At 70.5% G+C, this 21,069-nt stretch carries 21 protein-coding genes; 5 read left to right on the forward strand and 16 right to left on the reverse strand.

Annotated elements, in window-relative coordinates; genetic code table 11:
* Positions 1-5 precede the first annotated feature (5 nt).
* Complete coding sequence (locus ABZ576_RS12385; RefSeq protein ID WP_229832930.1) at positions 6-335, reverse strand: metalloregulator ArsR/SmtB family transcription factor; 330 nt, start codon at positions 333-335, stop codon at positions 6-8.
* Positions 336-723: 388 nt separating this feature from the next.
* On the opposite strand from ABZ576_RS12385, the gene ABZ576_RS12390 reads away from it, so the two are divergent.
* Entirely contained in the window at positions 724-1,845 is a 1,122-nt protein-coding gene (locus tag ABZ576_RS12390; protein WP_360739250.1) for a permease, read from the forward strand.
* A gap of 487 nt (positions 1,846-2,332) precedes the next feature.
* Here the strand turns inward: ABZ576_RS12390 and mtnC are convergent, their stop codons facing one another.
* The 10 genes from mtnC to ABZ576_RS12440 all read right to left on the reverse strand — a co-directional run bounded on the left by mtnC (position 2,333) and on the right by ABZ576_RS12440 (position 10,667).
* On the reverse strand, positions 2,333-3,115 hold the full coding sequence (gene mtnC / locus ABZ576_RS12395) for an acireductone synthase (RefSeq protein ID WP_360739252.1): 783 nt from the start codon (positions 3,113-3,115) through the stop codon (positions 2,333-2,335).
* The gene (locus tag ABZ576_RS12400) at positions 3,115-3,690 is read right to left on the reverse strand and encodes a cupin (RefSeq protein WP_360739254.1); all 576 of its coding nucleotides are present in this window, start codon (positions 3,688-3,690) and stop codon (positions 3,115-3,117) included. The genes mtnC and ABZ576_RS12400 overlap by 1 nt, the downstream gene beginning before the upstream one ends.
* Before the next feature lie 24 nt (positions 3,691-3,714).
* Positions 3,715-4,377, reverse strand: coding sequence for a methylthioribulose 1-phosphate dehydratase (gene mtnB, locus ABZ576_RS12405; protein WP_360739256.1), 663 nt, complete (start codon positions 4,375-4,377; stop codon positions 3,715-3,717).
* Positions 4,374-5,399: an S-methyl-5-thioribose-1-phosphate isomerase gene (gene mtnA, locus ABZ576_RS12410; RefSeq protein ID WP_360739258.1), complete on the reverse strand. Its 1,026-nt coding sequence runs from the start codon at positions 5,397-5,399 to the stop codon at positions 4,374-4,376. Before mtnA ends, mtnB begins: the two co-directional genes overlap by 4 nt.
* Before the next feature lie 38 nt (positions 5,400-5,437).
* Entirely contained in the window at positions 5,438-6,700 is a 1,263-nt protein-coding gene (locus ABZ576_RS12415; RefSeq protein WP_360739259.1) for an ATP-grasp domain-containing protein, read from the reverse strand.
* 473 nt (positions 6,701-7,173) lie between these two features.
* Positions 7,174-7,482 carry a metalloregulator ArsR/SmtB family transcription factor gene (locus tag ABZ576_RS12420; RefSeq protein ID WP_360739261.1) on the reverse strand — a complete coding sequence of 103 codons (309 nt, stop codon included), beginning with the start codon at positions 7,480-7,482 and terminating at the stop codon, positions 7,174-7,176.
* Positions 7,483-7,671: 189 nt separating this feature from the next.
* Entirely contained in the window at positions 7,672-8,052 is a 381-nt protein-coding gene (locus tag ABZ576_RS12425) for a metalloregulator ArsR/SmtB family transcription factor (protein WP_360739263.1), read from the reverse strand.
* An 88-nt stretch (positions 8,053-8,140) separates the two neighbouring features.
* Positions 8,141-9,199, reverse strand: a complete 1,059-nt coding sequence (locus ABZ576_RS12430) for an ArsO family NAD(P)H-dependent flavin-containing monooxygenase (RefSeq protein ID WP_360739265.1) — start codon at positions 9,197-9,199, stop codon at positions 8,141-8,143.
* A 74-nt stretch (positions 9,200-9,273) separates the two neighbouring features.
* Positions 9,274-10,362, reverse strand: a complete 1,089-nt coding sequence (gene arsB, locus ABZ576_RS12435) for an ACR3 family arsenite efflux transporter (RefSeq protein ID WP_360739267.1) — start codon at positions 10,360-10,362, stop codon at positions 9,274-9,276.
* Positions 10,359-10,667 carry a metalloregulator ArsR/SmtB family transcription factor gene (locus ABZ576_RS12440; RefSeq protein WP_360739269.1) on the reverse strand — a complete coding sequence of 103 codons (309 nt, stop codon included), beginning with the start codon at positions 10,665-10,667 and terminating at the stop codon, positions 10,359-10,361. The genes arsB and ABZ576_RS12440 overlap by 4 nt, the downstream gene beginning before the upstream one ends.
* A 71-nt stretch (positions 10,668-10,738) precedes the next feature.
* Between ABZ576_RS12440 and ABZ576_RS12445 the strand changes: the two genes are divergently transcribed.
* Positions 10,739-11,158: an arsenate reductase ArsC gene (locus ABZ576_RS12445; RefSeq protein WP_360739271.1), complete on the forward strand. Its 420-nt coding sequence runs from the start codon at positions 10,739-10,741 to the stop codon at positions 11,156-11,158.
* Between the two features lie 390 nt (positions 11,159-11,548).
* Here the strand turns inward: ABZ576_RS12445 and ABZ576_RS12450 are convergent, their stop codons facing one another.
* The 5 genes from ABZ576_RS12450 to ABZ576_RS12470 all read right to left on the reverse strand — a co-directional run bounded on the left by ABZ576_RS12450 (position 11,549) and on the right by ABZ576_RS12470 (position 16,677).
* A complete protein-coding gene (locus ABZ576_RS12450) occupies positions 11,549-11,884 on the reverse strand; it encodes a metalloregulator ArsR/SmtB family transcription factor (protein WP_360739273.1) in 336 nt (111 codons plus the stop codon).
* A 301-nt stretch (positions 11,885-12,185) separates the two neighbouring features.
* Positions 12,186-12,974 carry a methyltransferase domain-containing protein gene (locus ABZ576_RS12455; RefSeq protein WP_360739275.1) on the reverse strand — a complete coding sequence of 263 codons (789 nt, stop codon included), beginning with the start codon at positions 12,972-12,974 and terminating at the stop codon, positions 12,186-12,188.
* Positions 12,975-12,992: 18 nt separating this feature from the next.
* The gene (locus tag ABZ576_RS12460) at positions 12,993-14,099 is read right to left on the reverse strand and encodes a GTP-binding protein (protein WP_360739277.1); all 1,107 of its coding nucleotides are present in this window, start codon (positions 14,097-14,099) and stop codon (positions 12,993-12,995) included.
* 37 nt (positions 14,100-14,136) lie between these two features.
* The gene (locus ABZ576_RS12465; RefSeq protein ID WP_360739279.1) at positions 14,137-15,396 is read right to left on the reverse strand and encodes a GNAT family N-acetyltransferase; all 1,260 of its coding nucleotides are present in this window, start codon (positions 15,394-15,396) and stop codon (positions 14,137-14,139) included.
* A gap of 30 nt (positions 15,397-15,426) precedes the next feature.
* A complete protein-coding gene (locus ABZ576_RS12470) occupies positions 15,427-16,677 on the reverse strand; it encodes an RCCLKC-tail radical SAM protein (protein ID WP_360739281.1) in 1,251 nt (416 codons plus the stop codon).
* An 852-nt stretch (positions 16,678-17,529) separates the two neighbouring features.
* On the opposite strand from ABZ576_RS12470, the gene ABZ576_RS12475 reads away from it, so the two are divergent.
* From ABZ576_RS12475 to ABZ576_RS12485, 3 genes are read left to right on the forward strand one after another with little or no spacing between them, the layout of a single operon-like run.
* On the forward strand, positions 17,530-18,441 hold the full coding sequence (locus ABZ576_RS12475) for a phosphate ABC transporter substrate-binding protein (RefSeq protein WP_360739283.1): 912 nt from the start codon (positions 17,530-17,532) through the stop codon (positions 18,439-18,441).
* A gap of 2 nt (positions 18,442-18,443) precedes the next feature.
* Positions 18,444-20,276 (forward strand): phosphate ABC transporter permease subunit PstC, encoded by a 1,833-nt coding sequence (pstC, locus tag ABZ576_RS12480; RefSeq protein ID WP_360739285.1) that lies wholly within the window; start codon positions 18,444-18,446, stop codon positions 20,274-20,276.
* 17 nt (positions 20,277-20,293) lie between these two features.
* Positions 20,294-20,998, forward strand: coding sequence for an ATP-binding cassette domain-containing protein (locus tag ABZ576_RS12485; RefSeq protein ID WP_360739580.1), 705 nt, complete (start codon positions 20,294-20,296; stop codon positions 20,996-20,998).
* The last annotated feature ends 71 nt before the right edge of the window (positions 20,999-21,069 follow it).

Below are 21,069 nucleotides of genomic sequence, written 5' to 3' on the forward strand. Positions count from 1 at the left end.
GGTCCTCACGCCGAGGCCGCGGGGCGGCCCATGACGGCGTCGGCAGCGCTGGGGAAGCAGGCCACGCAGGCGACGTTGATGGAGTAGAGCATCGAGGTCCCCTGGCGCTCGCGCAGGACGAACCGCACGTCGGCGAGCAGCTTCAGGTGGTGGGACACCGTCGACTGTCCGACGCCCATCCGGTCCACGATCTCTCCGACACTCATCGGCCCGGTCGCCAGGGCGAGGAGGTTGAGAATCTGCACACGGGTGGGATCGGAGAGGGCCTTGAACCAGGTCGCGTAGGACTCGGCCGTGGTTCGGTCGATCAGCTGGGCATTCATCGTACCGCTCATGATCCATCGATGTTATTCGATGACCACCCACGACGGCAAGGTTCATCCCGTACAGGATGGGTCCGCACAGACCCGTCGACGCCCCACGTGTGAACGAAACCGCCGGCACGAGTGGCCGCGCAGACGCCGCACAGAGGACCTCCACACCAGTACGACCTGCGAAGAAGCCACGTTTTCAGGCGACCGCCACCGAAGATGCACGACGGTTCCCTTCAGCGCGACGCGAGTCCCCTGATCCCCATTGTCTCCGTTCCCTTTGATCGTCTATCATCGATATTCGATAGAGGGGGATGCCGCTCACGCTTCCCTGCGCGGCTCGCCACGTCTCCTGTTCGTCGCTTCACGGCGCCGCTCCCCTCATGTGTCACCGTCTCAGAGAGGTTCACCTGTGGACGAATTGCGGGCCCTTGGCCTGTTCATCGTGTTCGAGGTGCTGCACTATCTCCCGTGGTTCCTGTTCGCCATCGTCCTGGGCATCGCCGTGCAGCGTCTGTCGATCGACGTGGTCGCGCGCCGCAGCTTCGCCCAGGGGCGCAGGGGCGTCCTCGGCATCGCCATCGTCACGGCCATCGGAGCGTTCAGCCCCTTCTGCTCCTTCACCGTGATCCCGCTGATCCGCCGCTTCCTGATAGCCGGCGTCCCGCTCTCGGCGGTGATGTCGTTCTGGATCGCCTCCCCGTCCATGGACCCGGAGATCTTCGCGCTCTCCGCCGCCCAGCTCGGACTCCCCATCGCCACCGCCCGCCTCGTCGGTGCCCTGGTACTGAGCTTCGGCGCGGGTCTCATCGTCCTGGCACTGGAGCGGCGCGGCCGGTTCGCCGATCCGCTGCTGGACTCCGCGGAGGAGAAGGCACCCGCGAAGAGTTGTTCGCGGGAGACGGTGGCCGTACCCGAGCCGGCCTGCTCGACCGCGAAGGCGACCGTGCCCGAGACCGTGACCGTGACCGTCGGAGGCGGTAGCGGCGGCAGCTCTGCGGGGGGCTGCGGTGGTTCCACCCTGGCGGCCGAGCCCGCGGCCGGTGGCTGCTCCACCGCCGCGCAGAACGGCGCGGACGACGACGGCACCCCGTGGCGCGTACTCGTGCGGCGCGACATCAAGAACCTCCGCGCCGGCGCGATTCTCAAGGAGATCGTCAGCGACTCCCTGATCCTGGGCAAGTGGCTGCTCTTGGCCATCGTCCTCGAGGCCCTGATCGTCCGCTACGTACCCACCGATGTCGTCTCGGGCATCCTCGGCACGGACGGCATCCTCTCCGTCCCGATCGCCGGGCTCATCAGCGTCCCGCTCTACCTCAACGGCGTCGGCGCCATCCCCGTCGTCGAGGGTCTCCTGGACCAGGGCATGGTCGCGGCGGCGGGCGTCACCTTCCTCCTCGGCGGTGCCATCACGACGATTCCGGCCATGGTGGCCGTCAAGAGCGTCGTCAAGACGAAGGTGTTCGCCTTCTACCTCGGCGTGGGCCTGCTCGGCAGCGTGGGTATCGGCCTCGTCACGCTGCCCCTGCTCTGACCCGGTACTCCTCCTCACCCCCCACCCACGCTCCTGCGGCGACCCCCGACGCCGCAGGAGCGTCGCCGTACCCGCTGACGAGCACCGGGCCTACCGTCTGCGGGAGCGCACCGGGACAAGGAGCACGCAAGACCACCTCCCCGCGCGTGGACATCACCCCTCGGCTACCGTCACTCCCCCGTCGTGGACGTCGACGCCCGCCTCCCCCGCGGTCTTGAGCACGGCCGCGCGGCCCGACGCGCAGTACGGGTCGCGCGGACGACACATGGGTGGCGCCGTGCTCGTAGTACGTCTGGACGCGGCCGGCGGTCCGGTCGGCGAGCCGATCGGGGATGACGACGCTTCCGGGGCCGAGGGAACCGCGCAGCGAGCCGACGGCGCTGGGCGCGAGGACCTGCCTCACCCCCAGCGAGCGCAGTGTGCCAGTTCGCAGAAGCCGGTGCCGCCGATGACCGCGATGTCGGCCTCCGGCGCCGTTGGGGACGGATCACTCATCGTCTCGGGCCGCCTGCGTGTGCGTGTCGACCGGTGCCGCCGGTACACGCGGGCCGGGTCGGGAAACGAGCGGGGTCAGAGAGGCGATGACCTCGTGACCGGTCACTGCCACGCGTTCGTCGCCGGGGCGGCGCACGGCAACCGTTTGCCAGCCGGCCTCGGCCGCGGCGTCGAGCTCGGCACCGACGTCGCTGACGAACAGCAGGTCGGCGGGTGCGTGCCCCAGGGCCGCCGCGATCGCACGGTAGGAGCCGGCCTCCGCCTTGGGGCCGGCTGTCGTCAGGTCGAAGTAACCGTCGAGCAGCGGGCGCAGGTCGCCGTGGGCGGTGTGGCCGAACCAGTCCCGCTGGGCGGCCACGGAGCCGGAGGAGTAGATGAAGCGGCCTGTGCCCTGCGTCTTCCAGTGCTCCAGTGCGGGCGGCACGTCCGGGTACACGTGACCGTACAACTCGCCCGCCGCGTAGCCGCCGGCCCAGATCAGTCCCTGCAGCGTCTTCAGCGGCGCCGCCTTCACATCCGCGTCGGCCCATTGCTCCAGGAGCGCCAGAGCACTCGTCTCGTCGTGGGCTGCCCCGGTGTGGGCGGCGACCGCGTCGAGGATCCGCCGCCAGGGTGCGGTGCCGCGATGTGCGGCGAGCCAGGGGGCGAACCGCTCACGCGCGTAGGGGAAGAGGACGTCACGTACGTGGCTGAGGGAGCCGGTGGTTCCCTCGATGTCGAGGACGACGGCCCGCAGCCCGTTCTCGGGGACTCGGGCCTGTCGGGTGCCCGGCATCAGCCTTCCCGCAGCAGCGCGTCGAGGCGGGGGAAGCCTTCGGCGATGGGCTCCTGGGTGAAGTCGCCCACCCAGCCGTCCTCCTTCTCGAAGAACCGGATGGCGCAGAAGTCCGGTAGGGGCCCCATGTCGAACCAGTGCCGGGTGCCGGCCGGGACGGACAGCAGGTCACCGGCCTCGCACACCACGGCGTACACGCGGTCGTCCAGGTGCAGGTAGAAGCAGCCGGTGCCCTGGGCGAAGAACCGGACCTCGTCCTCGGCATGCCGGTGCTCGTCGAGGAAGGTCGACCGGGCCTTGGCCGCCCGCTCCTGCCACTCCGCTCCCTCCTCGGGGTGCAGACGGGCGACATCGACGAGGCGCAGCCCTTGGCCGGCGCACAGTTCGTCGACCTCGGCCCGGTAGGCGTCGAGCAGTTCCTCGGAGGACGTCCGCGGCGTCACCTGTGCCCGCAGCGGCCAGCGGGTGAAGGAGACCGACCTCTCGCGCAGGGCTTGCGCGATGGTCTCCTCGTCCCGCGTGCGGAGCAGCACGGTGTCCGGTGCGTCGTCCGGCATGATCTGCAGCAAGGTCATGGTGTGGTCCTGTCGTCGGGTTCTTCAGGCACGGGAGACGTGCAGCTCGGACTGGGAGAGCACGAGCAGCTGGCAGAGCGACTCGAGGCATTCGAGCCGGTTCTTCGCCTGGCCCAGCGAGTCGCCCCACGTCGTGATGCCGTGATCGGCCAGGAGCAGGCCGGGCGGCCCTTCCCGGTCGGCCGCGAGATGGGCGGCGACGTCGTCTGCGATCCGGTCGACCTGGGGCCAGTTGGGGAACACCGGCAGGTCTGTGGAGGCCGGGTCCTTCAGCCCCAGTCCCTTGAGCAGCTCGAAGCGCTCCACTCGAACCGAGGAGACGGCGTCCAGGGCGGCGGCACGGTGGGCGACGACGGTGGCGTACGGGGAGTGGACATGGATGACGGCGCGCGCTCCGGTGACGCGGTAGACCGCCGCGTGGATGGAGGTCTCGGCCGAGGGGCGGTCCTGGCCGGGATGGGACACCCGGCCGGTGAGGGCGTCGACCTCCACCACGTCCCGGGCGGTCAGTTCGCCTTTGTCCCGGCCGCTCGCCGTGATCAGCGCCCGGCCGGGATCGTCGGGCAGCCGCATGGAGATGTTGCCGGACGTGCCCGGCATCCATCCGCGCTCGTACAGGGTGCGGGAGATGCCGGCCAGCTGCTGGGCGGTCTGCTTGCCGGCGGCGGTGGACGGCGCGTAGCTCATGCTCTTACCTCGGATGCGTGGTGGACACCGTGCTCGGAGACGATCGCGGTGATCAGGGAAGCCGGGGTGACGTCGAAGGCGGGGTTGTACGCGCGTGTACCGCGTGGCGCGGTGCGGACCTCGCCGTAGGAGGTCACCTCGTCCGCGGCACGTTCCTCGATGACGATGTCCCGGCCGTCGACGAGCGATCTGTCCCATGACGACTCGGGGGCGACGACGATGAAGGGGATGCCGTGGTGGGCGGCGGCGATCGCCAGGCCGTAGGTGCCGATCTTGTTGGCCACGTCCCCGCGCGCGGTGATCCGGTCGGCTCCGACGAGAACGCAGTCGACGAGCCCCTGGTGCATGGCCGCGGCGGCCGCGCTGTCGACGCACAAGCGGTGCGGCACGCCGGCCTCGGCCAGTTCCCAGGCCGTCAGCCGGGCGCCCTGCAGGAGTGGCCGGGTCTCGTCGACGAGGACCTCGGTGACCTTTCCGGCGTCGGCGAGGGCGAGGATCGTGCCGAGGGCGGTGCCCACGGCCGCCGTCGCCAGTCGGCCGGTGTTGCAGTGGGTCAGGAGTCGCAGGGACCGCTGCGGGCAGCGGTCCAGTACGGCCTGGACCGCGTGGGCGACCATCCGCCGGTTGACCACCCGGTCCTCATCGATCATGGCGGTGGCCTCGGCCAGGACCGCGTCCGGGCCGTCGGCGAGCCTCCCGAGAGCCCGGTCGACCGCCCATGCCAGGTTGACGGCCGTCGGGCGGGCGGCGGCGAGTCGCCGGGCGTCGGCGCGCACGGCCTGCTGCCCGCCGCCGGTGGTGCCCGGCGAGCAGTGGGCGTACGCCGAGAGCGCGACGCCCAGGGCGCCCGCGAGTCCGATGGAGGGGGCGCCCCGTATGGCGAGTGTCGTGATGGCGGTGATGACGTCGTCCACGGTGTCCAGGCGTAGAAGCCGCCTCTCGTGGGGCAGCGCGCGCTGGTCGAGGGTGACGATCGCGTTGTCGTCCCAGCGCAGTGACGGCTGGTCGGAGGGCTTGCTCACGGGCGGCGGCTCCTTGGGTGCCTGAAGGGTGGAACCGGTCAGTCGGTCAGGGGGCGCGACCGCAGTTCGACCAGGGTGGGCGCTGCCTTCAGGTCGGCGGTCACCTGCTCGGGGTCCTCGCCGACGGCGATGACGTAGCCGTAGCGGTTCATGTACGCCCGGGGCGGGAGTGCCAGCCGGGTGCCGGGACCGGCCGTCGCGACCGCGCTGTGCACCGTGGGCCCGAAGAGGTCGGTGCGGACGGTCACCTCGACCGCCTCGCAGTCGGCCTCCGGGTAGAGGAACCTGATGGCTGCGGTCCTCTGCGCCTTCGGCGCGGTGTCGGGGGTGATCCCCGCCGCAACGTGGGCGGCCGCGACCGCCGGGTCGGTGCCGGTGGCGAGCATCCCGATGAGGGGGATGAAGTCGCCGCCGAGGCGCGCGTTGATCTCGACGAGGCGCGGTCCCTCGGGGGTGAGTTTGAACTCGGTGTGCGTGGCGCCGTGTTCGAAGCCGAGCGCCTTGTGGATGCGGCTCAGTTGGTCCAGGAGTTCGGCGTCCTGGAGGAGGGGGTCGGCGGCGTCGACGGTGTGGCCGGTCTCTTCGAAGTACGGGTCCATGCCGGTCTGCTTGCGCGCCACGATCATCGGGGTGCACACGCCGTCGACGACGACCGCGTCGATGCTGATCTCGGGCCCGGTGAGGTACTCCTCGACCAGGACGTCGGCCTCGTAACGGGGCACTCCGGGCCAGGTGGCGGAGCTGGCCGCCTCGAAGGCCGCCTCGACGGCGTCGCCGTGGTCGGCCCGGACGACACCGAGGCTGCCGGCCAGTCCACGGGCCTTGACCACCACGGGATAGCCGGTCGCGTCGGCCGCACGGCGCGCCTCGGCCGCCGTGGAGACCGGGGTGCAGGCCGGCTGCGGCACATCGGCGGCCGTCAGCCGTGCCCGGGTGATCGCCTTGTCCCGGCAGGAGAGCACCGCGTCGGGCGCGCTTCCGGGCAGGCCGAGGGCTTCGGCGAGGCGGGCGGCGGCGTGCACGAGGGACTCGTCGTAGGTGAAGACCCCCGCGACGGGCAGCTGTCGCATGACCTCCTTCGCCTCGGCGAGGAGTGCGTCGAGGTCCTTGGTGTCGAGGAGCGAAGCCCCCTCCACGTAAGGAAGTTGCCAGCTCGGCTCGTAGGCGTCGAGGAGCCACAGGCGGAAGTGGCGCGAGACGGCCGCCACGATGTACTCCCGGTAGCGGCGGTCACCACTGCCTATGAGGAGCAGGACCGGTGCCTCGGTGGTGGGCGAGTGCGGGTGGGGCGTGGCGGCCATGGTGGGAACCTTTGCGTCGACGTGTGGTCGGGGCCGGGGCCGGCCGACGGGGCGGGGCAGAGACCAGATCGGCAACGGCACTGTCGGCCGACGGCCGGAACCATGCCAGGATCAAGCGATGTATGTCAATAGATCGATGAATGGCTGAAAGGGTCACCCCTCGCCGGACGTCACCGCCACACGGCACCCCTGCCCCGGTCCGCCCGCCTCTGCGGGTGCTTGCGCAAGCCGGCCAGGTTACCCGGCGTGGGCATCCACGCAGATGAGCCCGGTGAGGATGGAGGCCGTCCGCGCACCTTGCGACTCCTGCGGATTCCGTCGCCGGAGCCGCGACAAGGCACGTGAGCCGAGGGGCGGACGGCGAAATTCGATCGGCGGACATCGATGATTCAGGTGTGACGACTGACTCCGGGGTCAACCTGCCCGACGCGGTCGGACCACCCGCGGGCCGCCGGAAAGGCCGCGGCCAGACCCTAACCACAGGGCCGCCGGGCCACGGAAGCTCCACTCCGCCCGCCGGCCAGACCGCCGAGGAACGTGGCCAGATCGGCCGGCGCCTCCGGACACAGCCGGTAATAGGTGAAACGCCCGCAGGGCTCGGCCTCCACGACCCCCGCCTCCCGGAGAACCCGGAGATGGTTCGACAGGTTCGTCTGCCGCGCGCCCGTCTCCTCGACGAGGTGAGTCGTACACAGCGACTCACGGGCAAGCAGGCACACGATGCGAAGCCGCAGAGGGTCCGCCAGGGCCCTCAGCAGTTCCGCGTTCACCGGCGTCAGCATGGGCTGATCGTGACACACCGAGCACAACCGGTGTCAACCGCCGGATTTTCCAACACCGCGACTCCGCAGCCCACTTGAGGAGGCACGAGTGTCCCGGATGCCCTCTGCGCCGTTCGTCTGCATGCACAATGCCGACTGGTCCCGGGTGGCCGCCGCGTGACCCGGCGCCGGCGCGTCGCACCAGAACGGTCAGCGCGACGAGCGGTCGATGCCCCGGGGGAAGGCGTGCTCTCTGAGCTCCCGAAGGGCATCCCAGCGGATCGAGAACCAGGCCCAGGTTCCTCGCTGTTCACGGCGCAGCAGCCCTGCCGTGGTGAGGATCTTCAGGTGACGGCTCACCGTGGGCTGCGCCAGGTCGAGCGACTCGGTCAGGTCGCAGACGCAGAGCTCTCCGGTCGGCGACTGGTCGATGAGGTGGACGATCTGGAGGCGGGTCTGGTCGGCCATCGCCTTCAACCGTGCTGTCAGCAGCTCGACTTCGCCGCGGTCGATCAGCAGCCCCGGGGAACACGGAACACAGCGCTCCGCACTCACGTCCTCGATCGGTATACCCACCGCAGGAATCGCCATCCTGACACCATACGAGCCGACAGGAATCCACGGCCAATCCGATGATCGATATCCGTCGGGCGTTCACCGCCCCTTCACCTGCGCCGCCTCAGCGCAGAAAGGCGTAGATGGCCCGCGCGGCCTCACGTGCGGGACGGCCGACGCCGACAAGGGTGGCCGAGGCGGGCCCGGTCCAGTCGCCGTACCCGAGCAGATGAAGCCGGGGCTCTCCGACCGCCTCTGTTCCCCGGGTGGGGATGTGTCCGCGAGGACCGCGGAGCCCGAGCGGGGCGAGGTGAGCGAGAGCAGGACGGAATCCGGTGCACCAGATGATCGCGTCGGCCTCGGCCCGCGTGCCGTCAGCCCACTCGACACCGGTCCCCGTCACACGCGTGAACATCGGCTGCGCCTTGAGGAGGCCGGCGTCGCGGGCTTCGCGCACAGGCGGTACGGCGACGATGTCACCGAGCGAAGCGACTCCCCCGCCGTCGGCAAGGCCTTCATCGAGGGCCCGGCGGCGGGCGGTGGCGTGGTCGAAGAGGGCACGGCCGTCGATGTCGTCGGCGAGGAACCGCGCGGGTCGCCGGGTGACCCAGGTGAGGTCGGTGCCGTACGCGAGATCGGCAGCCACCTGCGCTCCGGAGTTCCCGCCTCCTACGACGATGACCCGCATTCCGGCGAACTCACCGGGACTGCGGTACTCGACGGTGTGGAGCTGCCGCCCCGGAAAGGATTCGCGGCCCGGGACAGCGGGAAGGAACGGCCGTGACCACGTTCCGGTGGCGCTGACGACGGCGCGTGCGCGCCAGACACCGGAGTCGGTCTCGACGCGCAGGTGCTCGCCGTCGCGGCGGACCGCCTCGACGCGAACGGGCCGCTGTACGGGGAGCTCGTACCGGCGCTCGTAGTCCGTCAGGTAGTCGACGACGTGGGCGGCCTCGGGGTACGTCTCCCCCCGTTGCGGCGGCATGAGGCGACCGGGCAGGGACGAGTACGCGGCCGGCGAGAAGAGGTGCAACGAGTCCCACGTGTGCTGCCAGGCCCCGCCCGGCGCGGGCTCGGCATCGAGGACAGCGAAGTCGAGGCCGCCGAGGCGGCGCAGGTGGTATCCGGCGGCGAGTCCCGCCTGGCCACCACCGATCACGACGACGTCGAGCGCCTTGCTCATCTCCTCGGCTTCCCTTCATCCGGCTGCGCCTCGCCCCGGCGGAGGGCGAGGCGCGGAGTGGCGACACTGCGGGGCTACTGCCGGGCGGGGGCGAACGTCCTGCGCCAGGCCAGCGACACGTACACGAGCGCCACCAGGACCGGGACCTCGATGAGGGGGCCGACGACTCCGGAGAGGGCCTGGCCGGAGGTGACGCCGAAGGTGGCGATGGCGACGGCGATGGCGAGTTCGAAGTTGTTGCCGGCCGCGGTGAAGGCGAGCGTTGCGGTGCGCTCGTAAGTGAGGCCGAGGGCCTTGCCGAGCGCGAAGGCGCCGAACCACATGACCGCGAAGTAGGCGAGGAGCGGGAGGGCGATCCTTGCGACGTCCAGCGGCTGCGAGGTGATGGTCTTCCCTTGGAGCGCGAAGAGGATGACGATCGTGAAGAGCAGCCCGTAGAGCGCCCACGGTCCGATCTTCGGCAGGAACTCCGTCTCGTACGGCTCCCGGCCCATCCGCTGCTCACCGGTCCGGCGGGTGAGGAAGCCGGCGACCAGGGGGACGCCGAGGAAGATGACGACGTTCAGGGCGATCTTCCCCATGGAGATGTCGAGCGTCTCGCCCTCGCCGAGGCCGAGCCGGCCGGGCAGCAGGTCGAGGTAGAACCAGCCCAGGACGCCGAAGGCGATGACCTGGAAGACCGAGTTCAGGGCGACGAGGACAGCGGCGGCCTCACGGTCGCCGCAGGCGAGGTCGTTCCAGATGATCACCATGGCGATGCAGCGCGCCAGACCCACGATGATCAGGCCGGTGCGGTACTCGGGCAGGTCCGGCAGGAAGATCCAGGCGAGGGCGAACATGAGCGCCGGGCCGAGGATCCAGTTGATGACGAGCGACGAGACCATGAGCTTCTTGTCGCCGGTGACGGCGTCGAGCTTGTCGTACCGGACCTTCGCGAGGACCGGGTACATCATGACCAGCAGGCCGGCGGCGATGGGCAGCGAGATGCCGCCGATCTCGACCTTGGCCAACGCGTCGTTCAGGCCGGGGACCAGCCGCCCGAGCCCGAGGCCGAGGCCCATGGCGAGGAGGATCCAGACAGCGAGGAAGCGGTCGAGCGTCGACAGCTTCCCGACGACGACCGAGGAGTGCGCCGCCGGAGCGGGCGCTTGGGTGGGGGTCACGGACAGGCTCTCTTGTTCTCGGCAGCGGTACGGGCGCACTCGGCCAGGTCGGCGAACTGGCCGGCGAGCTGGGCGATGACGTCCGGCTTCAAGCGGTAGTACGTGAAGCGCCCGCAGGGCTCGGTCTCCACCACACCCGCCTCGCGCAGCACGCGCAGGTGGTTGGAGAGGTTGGTCTGCTTGGCTCCGGTCTCCTCGACGAGGTGGGTGGTGCAGAGGGTCTCGCGGGCGAGCAGGCTCACGATCCGGAGCCTGAGCGGATCGGCCAGAACCCGGATCAGATCAGTATCGACTGACGTCATCATGGACTGATATTGTCACATCGCTCGCTGCTGATACCAGCCGAGGCTGACCTCTTGCCGGCAAGGAAGAACCGATGACCACCGCTCCGCTCGCCTCCGTGCTCTTCGTATGCGTCCACAACGCGGGCCGCTCCCAGATGGCCGCCGGGTTCCTGCGCCACCTGGCCGGCGACCGCGTCGAGGTCCGCTCCGCCGGTTCGATTCCGGGTGACCAGGTCAACCCGGCCGCGGTCGAGGCGATGAGCGAGGTCGGTGTCGACATCTCCGACCAGAAGCCGAAGGTGCTGACCACCGAGGCGGTCCAGGCGTCCGACTACGTCATCACCATGGGCTGCGGCGACGCCTGCCCGGTCTTCCCCGGCAAGAAGTACCTCGACTGGGCCCTGGAGGACCCGGCCGGTCAGGGTGTCGAGGCCGTCCGTCCGATCCGCGACGAGATCAAGGGCCTGATCGAGGGCCTCATCGCCGAGATCGACGCGACGCAGGAGGCATGACCTCTTCGACCGACTCGCACGAACCTGCCGGGAGTCTTCGCCGCCGGCGACGTCGTCGACCACGTCATGGCTGTCGATCCACCCCATGAACACCAGTTCCTGCCCGTCACGTTGGCGGACCTGACGGGCAGGAGCTGGCATTCTGCTCCACGGCTCCGAGCGAGCACAAAGAGCCGGCAACGGGACCCGTTGCCGGCTGGTCTGCTCTCCTCACTGCTCCGACCTGCGAACCTGCGACCTGCGACCTGCGACGTGCGACCTGCGACCAGGCCGCCGCACTCGGTGTCCAGGCGTCCATGCCCGGAATGCCCCCGAGGAGGACGTGCTGCCGAGGTGGATGCGGAGGGCCACCGGCAGCAAGTGCGGCACGGCAGCGGCCGCAGGGAACCTTCAGCCGGATTCCGTTTCCCGGCAGGAGCGGGCCGGGGCACCGATGAGGATATCGGCGGCGCTGGGGAACTCGGTGATGCAGAGGGGGTTGACGGCGTACCGAATGCTGGCACCAGCACGCCGCCTGGTCAGGAAGCGGACGGTGTGGAGGATCTTCAGGTGGTGCGAGACGGTCGACTGGTTGAGTCGAAGATGGGCGACGATCTCGCCCACCGGCACGGGCCCCGGCCGACTGCTCAGGAACCGCATGATGCGGATGCGCGTGGGATCGGCCAGGGCTCGAAACCAGCGGGCGTACTCCTCGACAGTCTCCCGGTCGAGCGACGTTTCGGACATGGGAATCCTTAGCGGACCACGAGGATCACCGCCGCCGCGCCGGCCTCGGCGTAGGGCGGACCGGCCGTGTGATCAGAAGCCTGGTCGTCTGGCCGCGTTCACGGGTGAGGGGAGGCAGTCGGCGGGTGTGGCGACGTTCTCCCGGGCGGTGGTTGTGCGGTGCCGCGTCCCGTGACGTCCATCCGGGACACACGGAATTCGTGGGGACGTCGTTGCTCCTGTCGGCCGTTGCGTGCGCCGGTACGGGCACGACCGTGCGAGCCGGGGCCGGAGCTGAAGCTCCGGCCCCGGCTCGACGTGCTCAGCAGCAGGTGCCGCCGGGCTCGCACTCCTGCGCGCCGGCGGTGCCGTCGACCGGCTTGCGGGCGCGGATGATCGCGGCATGGAGGCCGTCGGCCGCCTCCTGGGTGAAGACGACCTCGGCGTCCTTCAGGCCGACCGCGTTGAGGAGCTCCTTGTACTCGGAGACCGAGAGGGCACCCGCGATGCACTGGCTGTGTCCGCCGCGTTCGGCCCGCTCCTCGGGGCTGAGCCGGTCCTCGGCGACGACATCGCTGATGCCGAGGCGGCCGCCGGGGGCGAGAACGCGGGCCATCTCGGCGAAGACGGCGGGCTTGTTCAGGGACAGGTTGATCACGCAGTTGGAGATGATCACGTCGACGGTGTCGGCGGGCAGCGGGATGGACTCGATCGTTCCCTTGAGGAGGACGACGTTGTCGATCTCGGCGTCGGCGACGTTGCGGGCGGCGAGGGCGAGCATCTCCTCCAGGAAGTCCAGGCCGAAGACACGGCCGTCGGGGCCGACGCGCCGGGCGCTGAGGATGACGTCCAGGCCTCCGCCGGAGCCGAGGTCCAGGACCGTCTCGCCCTCGCGCAGTTCGGCGACGGCGCTCGGGTTGCCGCAGCCGAGGCTGGCGAGGAGGGCGGCGTCCGGGGCGGTGCCGGGGCCGATCTCGTCGTACGCGGCGGGGCCGAAGGTCTGCGGGTCCGGCGAGCAGCAGGCGCCGCTCGTCTCGGCTTCGGCGGCCTTGGCCCGGTAGTACTCCCGGACCTCTTCCTGCAGGCTGCCGGCGGTGGTGGTGTCGCTCATGACGGTGGTCCTTCTCGGTCAGGCGCCGGCGGGGGCGAGGCGGTGCACGGGGCGCGGGTAGGAGGGCTTGAACGACACCGGGGTGGTCGCCGATGAGGTGACGGCGGTGGCCAGGTCGGCGGCCTTGACGGCCTCGGTGACGGCCGCGTCCAGGGCGTCCGGCTCGCAGGCGACCCGGGCGTTGACGACGGCCCGGCCGGCCGGCGCGTGCGCGTCGGCGGCGCGGTCGAGGGTGGGCTGCGCGCCGGACTCGGTGAGGCTGAGCTTGGCGAAGTCGCCGTCGGCCGTCTCCACGGTGATCTTGGCGTGGCCGATCACGGCGCCGTGCTCCGCGGCCCAGACGGACAGCTCCTGAAGGACGGTGCGGGCCCACGCGGTCGCGTCGAAACCCTCTCCGGCGGCGGTGAGGTCGAGCTCCTGGTTCATCCAGGCGAGCTGGGCCTCGGCGGCCGCGTAGCGGTCGTAGTCGATGTCGAGGACGACGTCCTCGTTCGTTGCCGGCGCCTGCCACGCGTCGAGCAGCGCCTCCAGGTGGGCGCCCGTGGTGGCCGAGTAACCGACGACGGTCGCCTTCGGGTTGTTCGTACGGAGCGAGGCGAGCAGTTCCTCGGCCCGGTCCGGCTTGATGGTGTCCAGCTTGTTCACGGCGATGACGTCGGCCTCGGTGACCTGCTGGCGGAAGAGGTACGACAGGTCCGACTCCGGCTCGCCCCGCTCGGCGGCACGGGCGAAGGCCAGGTGCCGCAGCGGGTCGACCACGGTGGTCAGGGGGGCTACGACCATGTCGTCGCCGTAGTACTGGCGCAGCGGCCGTACGACGGTGGCCTGGAGGTCCGTGCAGCTGCCGACGGCTTCGGCGATCACGGTGTCGACGCTGTCGGAGGCGACGAGCGCGACGATGGCCTCGACGAGGTCCTCGAACTTGCAGCAGAAACAGCCGCCGGTGACCTCGGCGACGCTGTCGAGCTTGCTGCGCACCAGCTTGGTGTCGACCAGTTCGACGCCCTGGTCGTTGGTGATGACGGCGACCTTGCGGCCCTGCGCCTGGAGCGCGAGCGCGGCGGCGGTCATGGTCGTGGTCTTGCCCGCCCCGAGGAATCCGGTCAGGGGGATGAAGGTGATCATGTGGTCCTTCTCGTCCTTGTCGTGGAGTCGGGCGGGGTCAGCCGCAACAGCTGTCGCCGGAGCCGCCCAGGAGGGGCAGGGTCGCGGGCTGGGCCGGGGCGGGGGACGCGGCGCCGAACGCGACGCGCCTGCTGTTGCCGAAGGCGGCGAGCCAGGCGCTGGCCTGCGGCCGCAGCGCCGGGTCGGAGAGCAGCATCGAGGTGGTGACCTCGCGCGGGGTGCAGCCCCGCAGGGCCTTCGCCTGGTGGGCTCCGGCGCCGAACTCGACGGTGCGCAGCCCTTCGGCGTAGGCGTCGCGGACGGGCGCGTCGAGGACGAGGGCGAAGTAGATGCCGCTGCGCTCGCCGATCGCCGCGTAGTCGAAGCCGGCCCACTTCGGGAAGAGGCGGTGGTTCTTGCGGATGGTGACGCAGGTGGCGACCAGCGCGCCGTCCTTGTAGCCGAGGTAGGCGCGGACGTCCGCGCCCTCGTCGATGAGCGCGGAGAGGATGCCGGCGATGTGCTCGGGCTCCTCGCCGGCGCCGTTCTTCTCCCGGTTGAGGCAGGTGAGTTCGGCGATGCGGGCGATGTAGGGGCGGATGTCGGTGCCGTCGACGCGCTTGATCGTCACACCGGCGGCCTCGGCGCGGCGGACGTCGCCCTTGATGCGCTGACGCTTCTTCAGCGGCAGGGCCGCGAGGTGCCCTTCCCAGTTCGGCGCGTCGAGGCTCATGAAGTCCTCGTAGCCCCAGAAGGTGCTGGAGGCTCCGGCTGCGTTGAGCGCCTCGACGAGGGCGTCGTTGCCGCGCCGGCTGGGGATCCAGGGGGCGACGATGCAGCGGATGCCGGCCTCGAAGGCGGCGGGCACGAGCTTGTCGACGATCGCCCCCATCAGGGTCGGCGTCCAGAAGTTGTAGGCGACCTCGGTGCGGTAGCCCAGCGGGGAGCCGAGCAGGAGCGTCGGAAAGAAGGGCTCGGTCCCCAGGGCGTCGACCTCGGCGCTGCGCGCGGCGTCGGTTTCGGCGCCGCAGCACACCTCTTCGCCGGAAGGCGCCTGCCATCCGAGGTAGGTGCGCGGCTCGTGGTCGACGACCGGCGGAGTGGTGAGGATGTAGCCGGGGAGGAGGGCCAGTTCGCCGCGGGCGCGGTGGGCGAGGGTGTGCCAGGGCTGGACGTCGGGGAGCACCTTCTCCGTGGCCCGCAGCCAGGTGGGGCCGAGGTACGGCCACGAGTCGGTGAGCCCGGCGAGCTCGCCGGTCCAGTCCATGTCCGGGAGGGTCTGGCCGGTGGAGATGACGACGCGGGGTGATCCACCCATGTCAGTGTCCTTTTCTTGTGGGCGGGTGGGTCAGCACTTCACGCAGCAGCGGATCTTGCCGGCGTCCTCGGCGTCGGTGCGGCGCTCCTGCCAGAGCTCCTCGACGCGCTTGTCGGGGTGGGTCCACTCGACCCAGAAACCGCGGTCGACGGTGGCGATGTCCTCCATCCAGGGGGAGGAGAGCAGCGGGGAGCCCTTGAACAGCAGCAGTCGGGTCTGCAGGGCCGTGGGGTCGGTGACGCGGGCGAGACCCGTCTCGACCAGCCAGTCCTCGAAGCCGAGGAGCTCCTCGTACTCGATCCACGGAGTGAACGGGATGAACGTCGGGTACAGCTCGAAGCCGATCCGCTCGGCCTCGCCGATCGCCTCGCGCATGTGGTCGACGTCGATGTGCTTGTCGAAGATGCGCAGGATGCGGTCGGAGGGGAACTCGAGGGCACAGGTGACGCGGCGCAGACCGAGCGAGACGAGCTTCTCCAGCTCCTTCGTGTAGTCCAGGACGTGGTCGACGCGCGTCGTGAACTCGAACGTGATCGGGCCGATGGCCTCGACGAGCCGCTCGACGACACCGATGCCGATGGTGCGGGAGTTGAAGAACTCGGCGTCGATGAAGCAGAAGTGCCGGACACCCTCCTCCGCCAGCTGCAGTGCGTCAGCCAGGACGCTGTCGGCGTCGTAGGCGGCGACGCCGCCGTCGTACGCGCCGTAGACGGAGCAGTAGGTGCACTTGTGGTGGCAGCCGCGGGACGCCTCGATGTTGCCCATCAGGCCGAACGGCGAGTGGTGCGCCGGGTAGTGCACGAGGGAGGGGAACAGGTCCCGGGCGGGCTTGGTGACCGAGATGCGCCGGCGCGGCGGCTTGGGCCGCATCCCCGTGCGGGTCATCAGGGCGGGCACCGCGTCGAGCGCGATGGTGCCGGCGGCGAGCTGGGCCAGCTCCTCGCTGATGAGTTCCGGCTCCTCCATGATGATGCCGTCGGCGACCTCGAGGAACTCCCGGTGGTTCATCTGCGCGTACTGGCCGAAGGTCACGACCGTGGTGCCGTACGCCTCCGAGACCCTGCGCGCCAGGGCGATTCCCCGCTCGAGACCCTCGAACTGCTGGACCGAGACGAGCGTGAGATCGAAGGGGCCTTCCGGAATGGCGTCGGGAAGCAGGTGCGCGTCCCAGCCGACGACGTCGGCGCCGTGGTGCTGCAGAGCGGCGGCCGCACACGCGGACGTCAAGGGCTGGAGCTCCGCTTCGAACGCGGAGGCGACCAGAACACGGGGACTACTCACACTTCCCCCCAGGGAGTGATCAAGGAGCGTGACGGATCGAGATGAGGCCGGGTCAGAGCCAAGGCCGGTAACGACGCTGTCGACCGACGGCCGGAACCCTGCCAGCGTTGAGCGATGTATGTCAATAGATCGATGAATGACTGGGAGACCATCCCCACGACCCCCCGGGGCCACGGGGTACCGATGTCCAGATTTGCCCCCTTCTGCGGCTGGTTGCGAAGGGAGGCCACTCACTTGCATCCTGTAGTTCATACAGCTCGAAGCCATTCCGCGGGAAAGCGCCGACTGGCGACCACCGGTGCTTCGGATGCATGGCCGACCACAGGCAGCCACCCACCGCCTCGGCGCACGACTCAAATTCAATCGCCGATCATCGATGGCTTTGCCCAACAGTCCTCGCCAGAACGACTTCGAGGCGGTAGCGTTCGGCCACGGCATCGCGGTCCGCACCCGGGGTCAGCGGGTGAACGGCTACCGATGCCTTGATGCTCCAGGCCCTTCGATGGGGAGTGGGCCGAGCACCGATCGGTCAGGCGCGTGGGCGCCCCACGGCAGCCCCCTGCGGTCCTGAGCGAGTTCAACAGGCACGCGCAGGATCTCCAGGGCATCCGGATGCAGGACCTGAGCAGCCATCATCCGCACGCCCGGCGTCCACCGCACCGCCCTCCCGGAGCACCTGCGGGCTCACCCGGTGTCCCGCCTCGTCCACGCGGCAGGGGTGCGACCGGCGGTCACGGCCACAGCCCTTCCGAGTCCCGGCCCACACCTGCGGGCCACACGGGTGGCGATCCGCCACCGGCCTCACCCGATTCCCGTCCCTTCCATCACCGCAAAGGCACCGCCATGTCTTTCATGTCCGCTGAAACCCGCACCAGAGCAGCGCGCCTCACCGGGCGGCGTGTCCGCCAGGGCGCCTCCCTCGCCTCCGCCTCCCTCCTCCTCTCCGTCGCCCTGACCGGCTGTGCCGGCTCCGCGAAGGCCGGCTCGGACGCCATCCAGGCCAGCGGCTCCACCACCGTCGCTCCGGTGGCCTCCGACGCCGCCGAGGCGTTGAAGGCCAAGGGTCTGGACATCACCGTCGCCACCCAGGGGGGCTCCGCCGGCGGAATCTCCCAGCTCGGCGCCGGCCAGATCGACATCGCCCTCAGCTCCAAGCCTCTGTCGGAGGAGGATCGAAAGACCTACCCCGGCACGGACTTCGTCCCCACGCAGATCGGCGCGGACGCCGTCGGCGTCATCATCACCAGGGAAGTGGCCGACGGCGGGGTCAAGGGTCTGTCCAAGGCGCAGGTCGCGGGCCTGTTCGAGGGCAAGATCACCAACTGGAAGGAGGTCGGCGGCCCCGACCTCCCGGTCTTCGTGTACGACAAGGAGCCCGGCCGGGGCACCCGTGAGGTGCTCGACAAGTTCATCTACGGCGAGGGCGAGGCGCCGGCCCCGCCCAAGTCCGCGAACTACGCCATCGTGGGCGGCAACCTGGAGACCCGCACCAAGCTGAAGTCCACCCGGGGTTCCATCGCCCCGCTGTCGACCGGCTTCATCGAAGGTCACCCCGATCTGGTCGCCGTGCCCCTGGACGGTGTCGCCCCCACTCTGGCGAACGTGACCTCCGGCAAGTACCCGATGACCCGCCCGCTGTTCATGATCACCAACGGCAAGCCGAAGGGCACCGTCAAGCAGTACATCGACTACATCCTCTCGCCCGAGGGCCAGAAGCTGCTGCCCGAGCACGGTTACCTCACGCGCGAGCAGATGGGCCTCTGACCATGGGTCTCACTCTGGAGCGCCCCACCCAGGCGCCCGGACCCGCCGTGCCGCGGCCCTCCCCCGGGAGCGGCCGCGGCAGCCGGGCGAGATGGGTCTGGGGCTGGGCCTACAGCGGCATCCTGTCCGTGCTGCTCACCCTCACGGTCCTGCTCGGCTACCTGATCACGGGCATCGCGAGCGGAACCGTCGACTGGACGGCACTGCTCACCTCATCCACCTGGAGTCCGGGCAACCTCGCCTTCGGCGGCCTGGCCATGATCTACGGATCGGCGGTGGTGTGCGCCCTGGCACTGGTGCTCGCCGTCCCGGTCGGCTGGGCGGCGGCCGTCGCCTTGTCCGAGTACCTGCCGCCCCGCCTCGCCAATCCGCTGCGCCTGAGCATCGAACTCCTGGCAGCGGTCCCCTCCATCGTCTACGGCCTGATCGGCATCATGGTGATCCGGCCGTTCGTGGCGGACCTCGGTGACGTTCCGGGCGGAGACAGCCTGCTCGCCGCCGGCATCGTCCTCGCCGTGATGATCATGCCGACGATCGTGGCGGTCAGCGCGGACGCGCTGGCCGCCGTACCCGGCCGGTACCGGGAGGCCGCGTATTCCCTCGGCCTGACCCGCCGCGAGGTCGTCCGGTCGGCCGTCCTGCCCCAGGCCCGTCCCGGCATGCGGGCCGGCGTCCTCCTCGGCCTGGCCCGGGCACTGGGCGAGGCCATCGCGGTCTTCATGGTCATCGGCCGCGCCGACGACCGGCTCCCCGAGTCGCTCGGGGACGTGTTCTCCTTCCTCGTGCGCCCCGGCCAGACGCTCACCACCAAACTGGCCGGCCCCGAGCCGATGCTCGCGGGCACCTCCGGCCCGTACTTCGCGGCCCTGTGCGGGCTGGGCATCATCCTGCTGGCCCTGGTCGCCGTCGCCACCGTCTGGGGCACCCGCGGCTCCACGGGAAGGGTCGCACGCGCTCCACGTGCCCGGCGGTCCTCCACGTGGCTGCGCACCCCGAAGGACCGGCTCACCACCTTCGTCCGGCTCGGGGCCCTGCTGCTGCCGGGGGCTCTCCTCGTCGGCATGCTCGGCATCCTGCTGGCCCGCGGCGGCGCGGCGCTCAACCCGGTCTTCTGGTTCACGGCCTCCGAAGGCGCGGCGGGGGGAGGCATACGCGACCAGATCCTCGGCACCCTCCTGCTCCTTGCGACCACGGCGCTGATCGCACTGCCGCTCGGCTACGGAGCGGGCGTCGTGATCGGCACGCGCGCCTCCACGAAAGCCGCCCGCGTGCTCGAGACGCTGACCGTGGCGGTCGGCGGAACGCCCACCATCCTGCTGGGACTCGCCGGGTACGTCCTCTTCTGCACGACCATGGGCTGGGGCCGCTCCTGGCTGGCCGGCGCCGTGGTCCTGGTGCCCGTGGTGATCCCGGTGGTCGCCCTCACCACCGCGGGCCGGATCCGGAGCATGCCGGCGGAGATCACCGAGGCCGCGCTCGCGCTGGGCCTCACCAGCTCCCAGTACGTCCGCTCCGTGGTCATCCCGTACACCTGGCCGGCCACGCTCACCGGCCTGCTGCTCGGCCTGGCCCGCGCGGCAGGAGAGACGGCCCCCCTGATCTTCACCGCCACGGTGTTCTTCGGGGCACCCGCTCTCCCGACCGGCATCGTCAACGCTCCGGTCCAGGCCCTGCCCACGCACATCTTCACCCTGTCGCAGGACTCGGGCGCCCCCGAGGCGATCGCCCAGGCGTGGGGCAGCGCCCTCGTCCTGGTCCTGATCACCGCGGGCCTGCTCGGCCTGGCGGTCTTCCTGCGCAACCGCTTCGAAGGAGGACGACGATGGACGACGTGACAACCGGTCGCGCGACCATGGACGACACGGTCGACAGAACTGTCATCGCGGTTCGCGACCTGCAGATCTTCGACGGCACGAAGCGCCTGGTCGGACCGGTCACATTCGAGCTGGCCACCGGATCCACCACCGGTCTGTGCGGTCCGTCGGGCGCCGGCAAGTCCACCGTGCTGCGCGCCCTGGTCGACCTGCTGCCCCACGGGCTCCGCCGTCAGGGCGAGGTGGAGGTCCTCGGCCGTCCCGTCCGGTACGGCAAGGGCGACGCCGGCCTGCGCAGCACAGTCGTCCTGGTGCCGCAGACCCCCGTGGTCTTCGGCGGCAGCATCCTGGACAACGCCCTGTTCGGCCTCCGTCACCTGGTGCGGGCGTCCCGGACGGAGCTGCACGACCGCGTCGAGCAGGCACTGCGCGAAGCGGGCCTGTGGAGCGAGGTCTCCGGCCGGTTGGACACGCCGGCCCAGAACCTGTCCAACGGCCAGCGCCAACGGCTGTGCCTGGCCCGCGCCTTGGCCCTCGAACCGGCGGCGCTCCTGCTCGACGAGCCGACCAGCGCCCTGGACGAACGGAGCCGCGACACCGTCGAGGAGTCCGTGGCAGCCCTGCGGGGCAGCCGGACGGTCTTGCTCGTCTCTCACGACCCCGCACAGGTGGAGCGGCTCTGCGACCGGACGGTCCGTATCGACCTGCCGAACACCTGCGAGCCTTCCGCAACAGCGGTCTGAGCCCTCGTCCAGCCCGCCGGACCCGATGCGACCTGGGCCCGCCATCGCGAGGAGAACGCGATGGCGGGCCC

Source organism: Streptomyces sp. NPDC013455 (assembly GCF_040632975.1).
Classification (GTDB): domain Bacteria; phylum Actinomycetota; class Actinomycetes; order Streptomycetales; family Streptomycetaceae; genus Streptomyces.